13 protein-coding genes and 1 pseudogene are annotated in these 14335 nt (G+C 68.3%); 10 read left to right on the top strand and 4 right to left on the bottom strand.

Going from position 1 to position 14335, the window contains the following annotated elements; translation table 11 throughout:
• Positions 1-33 precede the first annotated feature (33 nt).
• From CA982_RS18240 to CA982_RS18205, 7 genes are all read left to right on the top strand, one after another.
• A complete protein-coding gene (locus CA982_RS18240; RefSeq protein WP_086536685.1) occupies positions 34-462 on the top strand; it encodes a YkvA family protein in 429 nt (142 codons plus the stop codon).
• A 63-nt stretch (positions 463-525) separates the two neighbouring features.
• Positions 526-1773: a DNA polymerase IV gene (gene dinB, locus CA982_RS18235; RefSeq protein WP_086536684.1), complete on the top strand. Its 1248-nt coding sequence runs from the start codon at positions 526-528 to the stop codon at positions 1771-1773.
• 191 nt (positions 1774-1964) lie between these two features.
• Positions 1965-3437, top strand: coding sequence for a CitMHS family transporter (locus tag CA982_RS18230; protein WP_244176365.1), 1473 nt, complete (start codon positions 1965-1967; stop codon positions 3435-3437).
• 162 nt (positions 3438-3599) lie between these two features.
• The gene (locus CA982_RS18225) at positions 3600-5333 is read left to right on the top strand and encodes a sensor histidine kinase (RefSeq protein ID WP_086536682.1); all 1734 of its coding nucleotides are present in this window, start codon (positions 3600-3602) and stop codon (positions 5331-5333) included.
• Positions 5330-5995, top strand: coding sequence for a response regulator (locus CA982_RS18220; RefSeq protein WP_086536681.1), 666 nt, complete (start codon positions 5330-5332; stop codon positions 5993-5995). Before CA982_RS18225 ends, CA982_RS18220 begins: the two co-directional genes overlap by 4 nt.
• Positions 5996-6211: 216 nt before the next feature.
• On the top strand, positions 6212-7471 hold the full coding sequence (locus tag CA982_RS18210) for a TrpB-like pyridoxal phosphate-dependent enzyme (RefSeq protein ID WP_086536679.1): 1260 nt from the start codon (positions 6212-6214) through the stop codon (positions 7469-7471).
• A 26-nt stretch (positions 7472-7497) separates the two neighbouring features.
• Positions 7498-8226 (top strand): DUF429 domain-containing protein, encoded by a 729-nt coding sequence (locus CA982_RS18205; RefSeq protein ID WP_208617992.1) that lies wholly within the window; start codon positions 7498-7500, stop codon positions 8224-8226.
• Positions 8227-8239: 13 nt separating this feature from the next.
• On the opposite strand, the gene CA982_RS18200 is transcribed toward CA982_RS18205, so the two are convergent.
• On the bottom strand, positions 8240-8815 hold the full coding sequence (locus CA982_RS18200; RefSeq protein ID WP_086536677.1) for a GNAT family N-acetyltransferase: 576 nt from the start codon (positions 8813-8815) through the stop codon (positions 8240-8242).
• A gap of 277 nt (positions 8816-9092) precedes the next feature.
• Positions 9093-9710 carry a TetR/AcrR family transcriptional regulator gene (locus CA982_RS18195; RefSeq protein WP_086536676.1) on the bottom strand — a complete coding sequence of 206 codons (618 nt, stop codon included), beginning with the start codon at positions 9708-9710 and terminating at the stop codon, positions 9093-9095.
• A gap of 141 nt (positions 9711-9851) precedes the next feature.
• Here CA982_RS18195 and CA982_RS18190 point away from each other — a divergent pair, with 141 nt between their 5' ends.
• Both CA982_RS18190 and CA982_RS18185 read left to right on the top strand, forming a co-directional pair.
• Positions 9852-10970, top strand: coding sequence for a homogentisate 1,2-dioxygenase (locus CA982_RS18190; RefSeq protein ID WP_086536675.1), 1119 nt, complete (start codon positions 9852-9854; stop codon positions 10968-10970).
• Complete coding sequence (locus CA982_RS18185; RefSeq protein ID WP_086536674.1) at positions 10967-12154, top strand: alpha/beta hydrolase; 1188 nt, start codon at positions 10967-10969, stop codon at positions 12152-12154. The genes CA982_RS18190 and CA982_RS18185 overlap by 4 nt, the downstream gene beginning before the upstream one ends.
• Positions 12155-12188: 34 nt before the next feature.
• Here CA982_RS18185 and CA982_RS18180 read toward each other — a convergent pair whose 3' ends face one another.
• Positions 12189-13580 carry an acyl-CoA synthetase gene (locus tag CA982_RS18180; protein ID WP_086536673.1) on the bottom strand — a complete coding sequence of 464 codons (1392 nt, stop codon included), beginning with the start codon at positions 13578-13580 and terminating at the stop codon, positions 12189-12191.
• A 271-nt stretch (positions 13581-13851) separates the two neighbouring features.
• Between CA982_RS18180 and CA982_RS18175 the strand changes: the two are divergent.
• Positions 13852-14034, top strand: a pseudogene (locus CA982_RS18175) (low temperature requirement protein A); the annotation flags it as partial.
• 33 nt (positions 14035-14067) lie between these two features.
• Here CA982_RS18175 and CA982_RS18170 read toward each other — a convergent pair.
• A partial coding sequence (locus CA982_RS18170; protein WP_244176355.1) for an IS3 family transposase occupies positions 14068-14335 on the bottom strand: 268 nt, incomplete at its 5' end.

Genomic DNA, 14335 nt, shown 5'->3' with positions numbered 1-14335 from the left:
CGTCTCACTTCCCGACAGAACGGATCGGCACCGATGGAGCACCTCGTTCCCATCGCGATCTCTGTGGCATGCGGAGTGCTGGTGCTGTGGTCGATCCTGGTGGCCGTTCTCCTCGTCGCTCGGCCAGCCGATCTCCGGGTCGCAGACGTCCTCCGATTGCTGCCCGACACCGTCGTCCTACTGCGACGCCTGGCCGCTGACGCGGAACTACCCCGCGGCGTACGCGTCCGGTTGGTGCTGCTCCTGGTCTACCTCGTGCTGCCCATCGACCTGATTCCCGACTTCATTCCCGTCCTGGGCTACGCCGACGACGCGATCATCGTGGCGCTGGCACTGCGCTCGGTTGTCCGCCGGGCCGGACCGGCAGCGCTACAGCGACACTGGCCCGGCAGTGCCGAGGGGCTGGCCGCGGTGCGCCGGCTGGCGGGCATCAGCGATCCCACCCGGCCGATGGATACGTAGCCCGCGCATCGCTCGCTTCTGATGTGCTGGTCATTGTCGCAACCGCATGCGAACATATGTTCTATGCGCATCGACCGGCGGGAGCGACGGGATCCGTCGATCCTGCATGCCGATCTCGACTCGTTCTACGCCTCGGTCGAGCAGCGGGACGACCCTTCGCTGCGCGGTCGGCCCGTCCTCGTGGGCGGCGGTGTCGTCCTCGCGGCGAGCTATGAGGCCAAGGCCCGGGGTGTGCGGTCGCCGATGCCCGGCCACGAGGCGCGTGCCCTCTGTCCCGACGCGATCGTCGTGCCGCCGCGTTTCGAGGCCTATATGGAGGCCAGTCGTGAGGTCTTCGACATCTTCCACGACACGACTCCGGTGGTGGAGGGGATCTCGGTCGACGAGGCCTTCCTCGACGTCGGGGGTCTCGGGCGGATCAGCGGTACGCCGCATGACGTCGCTGCGACGATCCGCCGGCGCGTCCGCGACGAGGTCGGCTTGCCCATCACGGTCGGCGGTGCGCGGAGCAAGTTCCTCGCCAAGGTGGCCAGTGCCGTGGGCAAACCCGACGGCCTGCTGATCGTCGAACCCGGAACCGAGCTCGCCTTCCTGCACCCGCTCCCGGTCCGCCGGCTCTGGGGAGTCGGCCCGGTCACCGAGGCCAAGCTGCACGAGGCAGGGGTCGAGACCGTGGGTCAACTGGCCGAGCTGGGGGAGCGGTCGTTGCGCGGCATCGTCGGTTCCGGGGCCGGACGGCACCTGTTCGCCCTGTCGCTCGCCCAGGATCCGCGCCGGGTCGAGACCGGCAGGCGGCGCAGTTCGATCGGATCGCAACGCGCGCTCGGTCGGCGCCCGACATCCGAGGCCGATCTCGAGGCGACGATCACCGCGATCGTCGAGCGGCTGGGCAAGCGACTCCGAACGGCCGAGCGGGTGTGCCGGACGGTGGTGCTGCGGTTGCGCTTCGACGACTTCACCCGGGCCACTCGGTCCCGCACGCTGCGGGAGTCGACCGACCGGACCGACTTCCTCATGGCGTCGGCACGCGGACTCCTCGCCGACGCGATGCCGATCATCCGCGAACGGGGTTGCACCCTCGTCGGCCTGTCGCTGACCAACCTGGACGACCACGACAGCATCCAGCTCACCCTGCCCTTCGACACCGATCATCCCGGCGCCGGGAGGGAAGCGAGCGGGCCGACAGCCACCGGAGCGAAGCTCGACGCGACGATGGATGTGTTGAAGGACCGGTTCGGGCGCGACTCGGTCACCCGCGCGGTCCTCATCGGACGCAACCACGGCGACGACGCACCGATGCTGCCCGACTAGGGATTCGTGTGGGAATGCGCGCCGCCTCCACCCCTCTCGCCATGGATCGCGCGGCGGCCGGGCGGGGTGCGCGAAAAGCGCAAAACGATACTTATGCGCTCAAGCGTGACTGTGATGCCGGTTACGCCAACACTTCTGATGTGACCACCGTTGTGGTCGTCCTCACAACCGCCTCAGAATCGAGCAAGACAATGTTGGTAGCACTCGGCCTCGGGATGGTCGCCACCTTCATGGTGCTGATCATCACCAAGCGGGCAACGCCCGTGGTGGCGCTGATCCTCGTCCCCGTCGCATTCGGCCTCTTCGCCGGTGCCGGTCTCGACATCAGCGACATGATCACCGATGGGATCAAGGACCTCGCCCCGACGGCGGCGATGCTGTTCTTCGCGATCATCTTCTTCGGCATCATGATCGACGTCGGGCTCTTCGACCCGGTGGTCCGAGCGGTGGTCCGCGCCGTGCACGACGACCCGGCACGGCTGGTGGTCGGCACCGCGGTACTCGCCGGTGTCGTGTCCCTCGACGGTGACGGTTCGACGACCTTCATCATCACGACGGCCGCACTGCTGCCGCTCTATCTGAAGCTCGGTGTCAGCCCGGTCGTGCTCACCGTCGTCGCCGGACTGACCAACGGCACGATGAACATCCTGCCGTGGGGCGGTCCCACCGCCCGCGCCGCGAGTGCGCTGAACATCGACACCAACGATGTCTTCGTCCCGATGATCCCCGCGCTGGCGGCTGCCCTCGTCGTCGTGCTGCTCTTCGCCTATCACCTCGGCGTGCTCGAACGTCGTCGAATCGGCAAGCTGGAGATCAGGGACTCGCTGCTCGCCCCCAAGGAAGAGGTGCTGGTCGCCGCCGGTGGCGGAACCGGGTTGCCGCCCAGGGGTCGTCGGGTCCGCGGTTCGGGCTCGGCGGGCACCGGATCGACCGGTGTCGACGACGCGCCCACCGGCGACCACGACCTCGGCCGCCCCGCCGCGAACCCGGATGACGACGACCGCGACGCATCCTTCTCGGGCGTCCTCGACCCCAACCGGGAAACCCTGCGTCCCAAGCTCTTCTGGGTGAATGCCGGCCTCACTGTCGCCCTGCTGGCCATCCTCGGCGCCGACATCGTCGCCATCCCGGTACTGTTCATGATCTTCGCCGGCATCGCCCTGGCCATCAACTTCCCGCACATCAAGCAGCAGCAGGAGGCCATCACCCGGCACAGCTCCAGCATCGTGTCGGTCGTCGCCATGGTCCTCGCCGCCGCCGTGCTCACCGGCGTCTTCAACGGCACCGGAATGGTCGACGCCATCGCACATTGGCTCGCCGACGGCATCCCCGACTGGATGGGCCCCCACATGGCGATCGTGATCGGTGTGCTGTCGATCCCGCTCACCTTCCTGATGAGCAACGACGCCTTCTACTACGGGGTGCTGCCGGTGCTGTCCGAGACCGCGACCCGCTACGGCATCGACCCGACGGAGATGGCTCGCGCATCGATCACGGGTCAGACCGTCCACATGCAGAGCCCCCTCGTCCCGGCGATCCTGCTGCTGGTCGCGCTGGCCGGGGTGACCCTCGCCGACCACCACAAGAAGGTGCTGTGGCGCGCCACTGTCGTCTCCCTCGTGATGCTGGCTGTCGGTGTCCTGGTCGGGGCCGTCCCGTTCTGAACCGGCATCGATGGCCGGGGGCGAGGAGCGCAAGTGTCGGAACCCTTCGTGACGGCCCTCCGCAAGCTCCGGGCCTCCTCAGGGGGCGGGGGCGGGATCGCCGCATCGGCGCGCCCGCCACGGTCGACGACACACCACCAGTGGTGTGTCTAGGCTGACGTCATGCGTTTGCGGACGCAGGTGCTGCTCCTGCAGCTGGCGGTGATAGCGGTCAGCCTCGTGGTCGGGTTCGGTCTCGTGATCGCCGGAGCCGACGATCGAGTGCAGGACGAGTACGCGCAGCGCGCGCTGGCGATCGCCCAGTCGGTCGCCGCCGACGCCGAGGTCCGCAGCGAGGTGGCCGCCCATCCCGGCGCCCAGGTGGATGTGGCCGACCTGCTCGACGGCCCCCTCCAGCGTCATGCCGCCGCGGTGCGGGCACGGACCGGGGCCCTGTTCGTCGTCATCGGCAACGATCGCGGCATCCGTCTCGCTCACCCAGAGGCGTCGAAGCTGGGCAAGACCGTCTCCACCGATTCGTCGAAGGTGCTGTCCGGGTCGGACGACGTCAACACCGACTGGGGCACGCTCGGGGAGTCGGTGCGCGCGAAGGTCCCGGTCCTGAGCGCGGACGGCAGGGTCGTGGGGTTCATCAGCGTCGGCGTCTCCACCGAACGGGTGGGTTCCGAGACCCGCAGCGACATCCTCGCGACCTCGCTCCTCGCGCTCGCGGCACTGGGCATCGGCGCGGTGGGTTCGGTGCTGCTGGCCCGCCGCTGGCGCCGGCTCACCCTCGGACTGGAGCCCGACGAACTGGCCGGACTCGTGCGGGAGCAGGGCGCGGTACTGCATTCGCTGGCCGACGGCGTGCTCGCCGTCGACGCCGACGGCATCGTGCGCGTCGTCAACGACAGGGCGCGGGGACTACTCGATATCGACGCGCCCGTCGGGACCCCCGCCGCCGAGCTCGGCCTCACCCCGCGGGTGGCCGCCGTCCTGGCCACGCCGACCGACGAGCCACTCGCCGCGAGCGTCGGCGAACGGGTCGTCCTGGTGAGCTCCCATCGGGTGCGCGCCGACGGACGCGACCTCGGCATCGTCCTGTCGGTGATCGACCGCACCGACGTCGAGGCACTCAGCCGCGAGGTTGACTCGATCCGATCGATGAGCACCGCCCTGCGCGCGCAGCGCCACGAGACGGCCAACCGGATGCACGTACTCGCCGGTCTCCTCCGGCATGGACATGCCGACGAAGCGCTCGCCTACCTGGACGAGGTCACCGGCACCGGACCGGGAGGGCCGCTGCTCGCCGGGCTCGACAACGTGCGCGAACCACATCTGCACGCCTTCCTCGACGCGAAGGCGGCCCAGGCCCGCGAGCGCCGGGTCACGCTGCGGCTGGGTGACCAGACCTGGCTGCAGGGTGTCCTCACCGAGCCAGTCGTCGTCACCACCGTGCTCGGCAACCTCGTCGACAACGCCATCGATGCTGCCGGTTCGGTCGACGTGGTCGGGTCCGGTGCGGGCACGGGAACCGTCGAGGTCGAGGTGATCGCCGACGGCGACACCATCCTGGTCACCGTCGGGGACTCCGGGCCCGGCATCGCCTTCGACGATCCCGACGACGTCTTCGCCGAGGGCGCCACGACCAAGTCGGGCGCGCTCGTTCCCGGCGGCCGCGGGATGGGACTCGCCCTGGCCCGTCAGATCGCGCGTCGGATCGGTGGTGACGTATGGGTCGCCGACGCGGGTGGGACGGCGCACGACGATGACGAGGAACCGCGCGGGGCCGTGTTCGTAGCGCGACTTCCGGGCGTCCTCGCGCCGACGGACGGTGCCGAGGAATTCGGGAGTCCCGACGAGTTCGGCAGCATCGATGCATTGAGCGACACCGACAAGCCGGGAGGCCTCCCATGACCGATGACCTCGGCGTCCTGATCGTCGACGACGACTTCCGGGTCGCCGCATTGCACTCGACGATCGTCGATGCGGTGCGGGGGTTCACCGTCCGCGCCCGAGCGGGGAGCATCGGGGCCGCCCGGCAGGCGGTCGCCGAGCACCCCGACATCGATCTCGCGCTCCTGGATGTGTACCTGCCCGACGGCTCGGGCATCGACCTGGTCGCCGAACTCGACTGCGACTGCTTCATCGTCGGCGCCGAGACCGACGCATCGGCGGTCCGCACCGCGATGCGCGCCGGTGCGCTCGCGTATCTGATCAAACCCTTCGACGACGCCGACCTCGCGCGCCGGTTGGCCGGTTACGCCCAATACCGGCGGGTGCTGGCGGGCGAGAACGTCGACCAGCACGCGGTCGACTCCGCACTCTCGGCACTGCGCTTCGGTACGCGTGCCGCGGACCGCGCGGAAGGTGGTTCGTCGACCGAACAGCGCATCCTGGCTCTGTTCGACGCCGGTACGCCGTTGTTCGCCGACGACGTGTCCCGCGAGATCGGCATCGCGCCACCGACCGCGCGCCGACACCTCGCGAATCTCGTCGCCGCCGGGCGTCTCAGGATGTCCCTGCAGTACGGCACCACGGGCCGGCCCAGGCAGGAGTATCGGCTTCCGGGGGCGTGAGGCGATCGGATTGTTCGGCGCCGGTCGCCGGCGCGGGCGCGAGGATTAGAGTGATGACCCATGACAACGCATGTTGAAACCGGCGCCGGGAGCGAAGCGAGCGGGCCGAATGTCACCGGCGCCGGGAGCGGAGCGAGCGGGCCGAGAGTCACCGGCGCCGGGAGCGGAGCGAGCGGGCCGAATGTCACCGGCGCCGGGAATCCGGATCTGATCACGGTGGACGTCCCGACGCATTGGTACAACCTCGCGGCCGAGCTCGACTCCCCGATCCCGCCGCATCTGCATCCCGGCACCAAGGAGCCGGTCGGTCCGGACGACCTCGCCGCGTTGTTCCCGAGCGGGCTCATCGCGCAGGAGGTCTCCACCGAGCCCTATGTCGAGATCCCCGAACCGGTGCGCGAGATCTACCGCATGTGGCGGCCGGCGCCGCTGATCCGCGCGCGTCGTTTCGAAGAGGCGCTGAACACCAAGGCGCGAATCTACGTGAAGTACGAGGGCGTGAGCCCGGTCGGCAGCCACAAGACCAACTCGGCTGTGGCGCAGGCGTATTACAACAGCCTCGACGGCGTGACCAAACTGACCACGGAAACCGGGGCCGGTCAGTGGGGCAGCGCCCTGGCGTTCGCGGGTGCGCAGTTCGGCATCGATGTCGAGGTGTGGCAGGTCCGCGCCTCCTACAGCTCGAAGCCCTACCGCGGGTTCCTGATCCGCACCTACGGTGGCACCGTTCACCCGAGTCCGTCGGAGCTGACCGAGTCGGGCCGCGCGATGCTCGCCAAGGATCCGAACACGACCGGGAGCCTCGGCATGGCGGTCAGTGAGGCCGTGGAGGTCGCTGCCTCGAATCCCGACACCCGGTACGCGCTGGGCAGCGTGCTCAATCACGTCGTCCTGCATCAGAGTGTCATCGGGCAGGAAGCCGTGGATCAGCTGAATGCGGTGGAGCCCGGTGGTGCCGACGTCGTGTTCGGTTGCGCCGGAGGCGGTTCGAATCTCGCTGGATTGTCGTTCCCGTTCCTGCGGGAAAAGCTGCACGGGCGCTCGGATCCGCGGGTCGTCGCCGCCGAGCCCGCCGCCTGCCCGTCGATCACGCAGGGGGAGTACCGCTACGATCACGGCGACGTCGCCGGGCTCACCCCGCTGCTCAAGATGCACACGCTCGGAATGGATTTCGTGCCCGACCCGATCCACGCCGGTGGCCTGCGCTACCACGGTATGGCGCCGGCGTTGAGTCACACGGTGGAGCTCGGTCTGGTGCAGGGCGTCGCCATCTCCCAGCACGACGCGTTCTCCGCGGGCGTGCAGTTCGCCCGGACCCAGGGCATCGTCCCGGCTCCGGAGTCGACGCATGCGATCGCGGCCTGCGCCGCGCACGTCGCCGACAGCGACAAGGAAGAGGTCGTCGTGATCGGGTTGTCGGGTCATGGACAGCTCGACCTGCCGGCCTATGCCGAGTTCCTCGAGGGCAACTTCTGAGTCGACCCGGCGCAGGGATCGCGGTGATGCGGACGGTCGGCGTCGACCTGTCCGCATCGCCGGCGAAAACTGCTGTCGCAACCGTGGATTGGCTTCCCGATCGGGCGGTGCTGACCGGACTCGTCGTCGCCGCGGACGACGCCGCCATCCGGCGCCTCGCGACAGGGGCGACCCGGGTCGGGATCGACTCCCCCTTCGGCTGGCCCGACGAGTTCGTCGACTTCGTCGTCGCGCACCACCGCAACCGGTTGCCGGTGGGGCGCGGGCTCGACGACATCGCTCGCCGTCGGCCACTTGCGTTGCGTCGCACGGATCTGCGGATCGTCGACGACGGTGCCGGTCGCCCACTCAGTGTGTCGGCCGACCAGATCGCGCATGTCGCGTTCCGTTGTGCCGGTCTACTCGCGGACCTGGGTGTCGACGACCGCGTCGACGGGTGGGCGGTCGAGGCGTATCCCGCGGGAGCACTCAAGCGTTGGGGACTGATCTCACGGGGATACAAGCGCCGCGCCAACGTCCCGGTTCTCGCCGAACTGGTGCTCGCCCTGCAGGCGGCTGCACCATGGCTCGATCTCGGTGATCACGCCGAGACGATGGCCCGCGACGACGACGCGTTCGACGCCGTGATCACTGCGTTGATCGCGCGTGCCGCCCAGCTCGGCCGGACCACGCGACCCGACGCCGCCGACCGGCCGGTCGCCGCGCGCGAGGGCTGGATCCACGTTCCCACCGCCGAACTGGCGGAACTGATCTGACTGGGGCAGTCGATCAGTCCAGCGAGAGCCGCATGAGCACGCGCGGGAACCCGGCGAGGACCGACGAGGTGTCGGCGGCTCGGACGAAGCCCGCCTTCTCGAACAGGCCGCGGGTCCCGACGTACGCCATCGTCAGATCGACCCTGGCGCCCTTGTTGTCGACGGGGTAGCCCTCGATCGCCGGGGCGCCGTTCGACCGCGCGTAGTCGACGGCCCCGGCCAGCAGCGCGTGCGAGATTCCCTGTTTGCGATGACCGGGACGGACGCGAATGCACCAGACCGACCACACCGGCAGGTCGTCCACGTGGGGAATCTTCCGGTTCCGTGCGAAGGTGGTGTCCGCGCGCGGCGAGACGGCTGCCCAGCCGACCACCTCGCCCGCGTCGTCGTACGCGAGCACGCCCAGCGGAATACCGCTGTCGCACAGCTCTTTGACGAACTCGCCACGCTGCTCGCGGACCAGCTGCTGGTTCTGGGTGCCGGGAATGCGGTAGCTCAGACACCAGCAGACGTTCGACGTCGGCTTCTTCGGACCGACCATCGTCGCGATGTCGTCGAAGTTCACCGCGGGACGGACCTCGATGGGCATGCGTCCCATCGTCGTCGGCGCGCCATGGGAGGGCAAGCGGGCCCGTGCCAGCCCGGTGACTGTCGTCCCACCCCTGCTCCCTGAGGAGCGGGCTTGCGAGCGTCACACCCGCTCCCTGAGGAGCGAGCTTGCGAGCGTCACCCCCGCTCCCTGAGGAGCGAGCTTGCGAGCGTCTCACCTGCTCCCTGAGGAGCGAGCTTGCGAGCGTCACGAAGGGTTTCGCAACCTCGGTCGCCAGACCCTTCGTGACGCGCCCTCCGCAAGCTCCGGGCGCTCCTCAGGGAGCAGGGGTGACGGGGCCGGCGGCGAACACGGTCCGGTACCAGATGGCGGTGAGGATGTCGATGGCGGTGTCGTCGTCGGGGACGGGACCGGTTTCGTCGCCGCGGACCGCCAGCCAGGTCCAGCACGTGGATTCGAGAGTCGCGACCAGCGCGGACGCCAGCGGCTCGAGCGGGAGTCCGACCGCGTAGCCCGCGCGTTCGGCGCCGTGCAATCCGGACAGCACCTGTTTGACGCCGGACACGCGGTTGGCGTGCCATCGGGCGCGGAAGTCGTCGTCGAGCATCGACATCTGGAACAGCCCGATGATCTCGGGCAGGTACTTCTTGTAGGTCGTCCAGTACGCCGTCACCGCCGCGCGGACGCTCGCCTCCGGGTCGGTGTGCCGGGTCGCGAGCGATTGCTCGACCACTTCCTCGGAGAACTGGTCGAGGAGGGCTTCGAGCAGGCGATCCTTGCTGTCGTAGTAGTTGTAGAACGATCCCGTCGAGCGTCCCGCGGCCGCGGAGATGTCGGCGATCTTGGTGTTCAGGTAGCCCTTCTCGGCGAACGTCCGACGCGCCGCGTCGAGAAATGCGGCCTCGGTCTGGCGTCCCTTGTTGGTCGGCGGCACCGTGAGCTCCTTCCACGCACCGGTTCCTCATCGAACCACGTGGTCGGGCGGTTGCGGCACGCGGATCGCGACGAAGTGTGACCCTTGTCATCTCCTGAAACTGAATCTAGCATCAGAAAATCGCAGAGACAGGAGTTCGGCATGGAATCGTTCATCCAGCACCGCAAGGGGCGCACGCCTCGGCAGGTGCACCGAGATGTCGACGACCTGAAAGACGATGAGCTCGGACGGTATGGATTCACCGGGCGCACGGCGCACCTGTACCGACGCAATGACCCGACTCGGTTCCGGGCGGTCGGCACCCATACCGGAGTCGACCGGATCGTCACCGACCTCACACCCACCGATCAGACCGACCCGGCGGGTGAACCGCTCCTGATGTTCCACAACGAGGACTGCCGAATCTCGCTGAGTCGCCGAAATCAGGACGCTCCGTTCTGGTTTCGTCCGGTCGACGGCGACGAGCTCGTCTTCGTCCACGAGGGGGCCGGCTACTTCGAGACCGAGTTCGGCCGGTTGCCCTATCGCCCAGGCGATTACGTGTACATACCGAAGGGATGCACCTATCGTCAGGTACCCGATGGCCCGTCGTTGCTGCTCATCATCGAAGCGGTCGACGAGTTCCGGGTTCCCGAGCCAGGAGTCCTCGGCAGATTCTTTCCCTTCGATTCATCGCTCGTCGTCGTTCCCGAGGCCGAGGCCTTCAACAGCGACGGCCGAGACGAGTACGAGGTGCGTTTCCGGCAGCGTGACGGGCAGACCTCGCTCTTCTACCCCTTCCACCCGCTCGACGTAGAGGGCTGGCGCGGAGACAATTTCCCGTTCTCCTTCAACATCGAGGACTACGACGTCATCACCTCCGAGACCGTGCACCTGCCGCCGACGGTCCACCTGTTCATGCAGGCGACCGGTGTGTACGTGATGAACTTCCTGCCGCGGCCGGCCGAGGCCCGGAAGGGCGCCGAACGCCTGCCCTGGTACCACCGCAACACCGACTTCGACGAGATCGCATTTTTCCACGGCGGCAGCATGTTCGGCATCGGCATGCCGCCGGGGTTGATCTCCCACGCACCCCAGGGCATGCACCACGGTATCCCGGAACGGGCGCGGGAGCGCTCCCGTCGCAAGTTCGACGAGTTCGATCGGGTGGAATGGCAGGTGATCTCGATCGACACCCGTCGTCGACTCATCGCCGCACCGGCGATGCTCGACTCGGGCCTTCCCGACGCCGCGGAGACCGAGGACGGGTCGCGCATATGAGCACCGCCGCCGACCCGACCCGGCACGAATACGACCGTATTCCCTATCTCGTTGTCTTCGACGATCTCTCGGCCTATCAGGACACCTACGGCGGGGTGACGGAGAGCGTGGTCCTCGAGAGCTACCTGCTACGGCCCAGGGGAGTGCCGTCGAAGAACGTCATCGTCTTCATGCACCCGATCGGAGGTGGCGCGTACCTGCCGATGACCAATGCGCTCGCGCGCGCCGGTCACCATGTCATCTACTGCAACAGCCGGTATCGCGGTGTCGACAGTGCGCTGATCATGGAGAAGGTCGTTCAGGATCTCGGCGCCTGCGTGAAGGATGCGCGAGACCGTCTGGGCTACGAGAAGGTGATCCTCGCCGGCTGGAGTGGGGGCGGCGCCCTGTCGCTGTACTACCAGCAGCAGGCACAACACGCGACGGTCACCGCGACCCCTGCCGGCGAGCCCCCGGATCTGACGGCTCTCGACCTGCCGGCCGCGGACGGCATGATGCTGCTCGCCGCGCACGTGTCGCGACACGGGACACTGACCGAGTGGATGGACCCGTCGATCCTCGACGAGTCCGATCCGGACCGGCGCGATCCGGAACTGGACCTCTACAACCCGGCGAATCCCAACCAGCCGCCGTACTCGGCGGAGTTCCTCGACCGGTATCGCGCGGCGCAGATCGACCGGAACAGGCGGATCACTGCCTGGGTCAAGGAACGGCTCGACGATCTGCACCGGCGCGGTGAACCGCTGATGGAGCGCGGTTTCATCGTGCACGGAACGATGGCCGACCCGCGATGGCTGGATCCCACCGTCGACCCCAGCGACCGCAAGCCCGGTTGTTACCTCGGCGATCCCCGGATCGTCAACATGGGGCCGGTCGGACTTGCCCGGTTCACCACTCTGCGTAGTTGGTTGTCGCAGTGGAGCTTCGACGACGCGAACGGTGACGGGCCACGGTGCGCGGCCGATCTCGCGGTTCCGACACTGGTCATCGGCAACTCCGCCGACAACGCCTGCACGCCCAGTCACACGCACCGGTTGTTCGCCGCGGTCGGCCATCCCGACAAGACGCTCCACACGATCGTCGGTGCAACGCACTACTACTCGGGGCGCGACCAGATCCCGCACCTGACGGAGGCGGTCGCGACCATCACCGCGTGGATGGCCGAACGGTCGTGGGCCAACTGAACGATGCCGGGCGGTTGTCAGAGATGCCCTACCCTCAACCCAGCAGCTTCTTCTGCACCTTGCCCATGGCATTGCGCGGGAGGGATTCGACGAACCGGATCTCGCGCGGCCGTTTGTGATTCGACAACTCGCCGGCGACGAACTCGATGAGCTCGGTGTCCGCCACCTCGTCGCCGACGACGTACGCGACGATGCGCTGGCCCAGATAGTCGTCGGGCACGCCGATCACGGCCACCTCCCGGACCGCCGGGTGGGCGAGTAGGACGGTCTCGATCTCGCCCGCCCCGATCCGGAACCCGCCGGACTTGATGAGGTCGGTCGCGCGTCGGCCGACGATCCGGTGCATCCCGTCCGCGCCGATGACGGCGACGTCTCCGGTCGCGAAAAATCCGTCGGGAAGCCATGATTCGGCGGTGGCATCCGGACGATTCAGGTACCCCGACGCCATCATCGGTCCTCGGACGTGGAGATCGCCGACGCTCTCGCCGTCATGCGGGAGCGGCTCGCCGTTCTCCACCAGGCGGGTCTCCACGCCGGCGAGAGGCGATCCGACCCACCCGGGCCGGCGTTCCCCGTCGACGCGGGTACTGACGGTGATCAGCGTCTCGGTCATGCCGTAGCGCTCGACGATCTGGTGTCCGGTGAGTTCGCGGATACGGTCGAAGACCGGAACGGGCAGCGGGGCGCTGCCCGAGACGAGAACGCGCGCTGCCGAGAGTGTGTGTGCAGCAGCGGGTTCAGCGGCGACTCGGTTCCAGACCGTCGGTACCCCGAAGAGCATGCTTGCGCCGGAACCCGCGGCGGCGGCGTAGGCGTCGGCGGTCGGCGTGACGGTGTGGATCAGTCGCCCACCACGCCGCAGCGGGCCGAGGACCCCCAGGATCAGCCCGTGGACGTGGAACAGCGGAAGGCCGTGCGCCAGAGTGTCGTCGGCGGTCCACAGCCAGGCGTCGGCGAGCGCATCGAGCCCTTCGGCGATGCTCTGCCGGGTGATCGGCACACCCTTGGGGAGCCCGGTCGTACCGGACGTGTAGAGGATCAGCGCCGTCGAGTCGGCGTGCGGTTCGGGGTGTCGATGCCACGACTTCGCGTACCGCCGGACCGGGACGACCGGCAGCGTCGGGTCGGCCGGTGCCTGCCCGAGCCAGGCCTGGGCGCCGGAATCGGCGAGGATGTGCTCGAATTCGCGAGGACCAGAGTCGGGCGGAACAGGGACGACCGGGACTCCGGCGATCAGCGCGCCGACCACCGCGAGCACCGTCTCCACCGTCGGCGTGGCCAGGACTGCGACGGTGCGTGCGCCGGCGATCCGTTCGGCCACCGCGGTCGCCGCCCCGACGAGGTCTTCGCGCGACAACTCGTCGTCGCCGACGCGGATCACGGCAGGGTCGTCCGGCGCGGTGGGGGTCAGGGTGGGCAGCAACACGTCTTCACTGTGCCACGACGGGACGATCCCGCCCGTCACCTGCGCTGATCGCCGAGGTCACACGGCGTGCGGCGGGAACACCGGGCGAAGACAGCGTGCGGTGCTCATCGACCAGGCTGTGTCCACAACGAGCATGTGTGCCGGCACAACACCTCGTTGATCAACGCGCCTCGACGGGGCGCACGTGTTTGGATGTCCCGGACCACGGGTCGTTCCGACCCGGTGGGATGATCTCGTGCACCAGGATCGACCGATCGGGGGGTTGGCAACGATGTCCACACGCTTTCACCTGAGCAGCATGCGCCCGCGGGACCCGGCCGAACCGGGCCGGACCGCCAGCACTCTCGAGCTCTTCTTCGACCTCGTGTTCGTGGTGGCGGTGAGTATTGCGGCGGTCCAACTGCATCACGCACTGACCGAGAACCACATCGTCGACGGTGTGGTGTCGTACGCCTTCTGAATCGCCCCGGGTTTGCTGGAGGCTCGGTTAGTTGGTTCCAGCGTTTGCGGGGACCGGGTTCTCACGGTAGCTGGTGACGGTGTGGGTCGACCAGTAGGCGCTCTCGTACTCGACGGGTGGGACGTGTCCGATCTCGCCGTGCAGGCGGCGGTGGTTGAACCATTCGACGTACTCAGCGACGGCGATCTCGACCTCGCCCACACCTGCCCAGCCGCCTCGCGGGCGCATCACGGGGTTACGGATGCATTCGGCTTTGAACAGCGAGTTGAACGCCTCAGCCATCGCGTTGTCGTAT

Source organism: Gordonia lacunae (assembly GCF_002149015.1).
GTDB lineage: Bacteria > Actinomycetota > Actinomycetes > Mycobacteriales > Mycobacteriaceae > Gordonia > Gordonia lacunae.
This window is presented reverse-complemented; position numbering and strand designations above follow the sequence as displayed.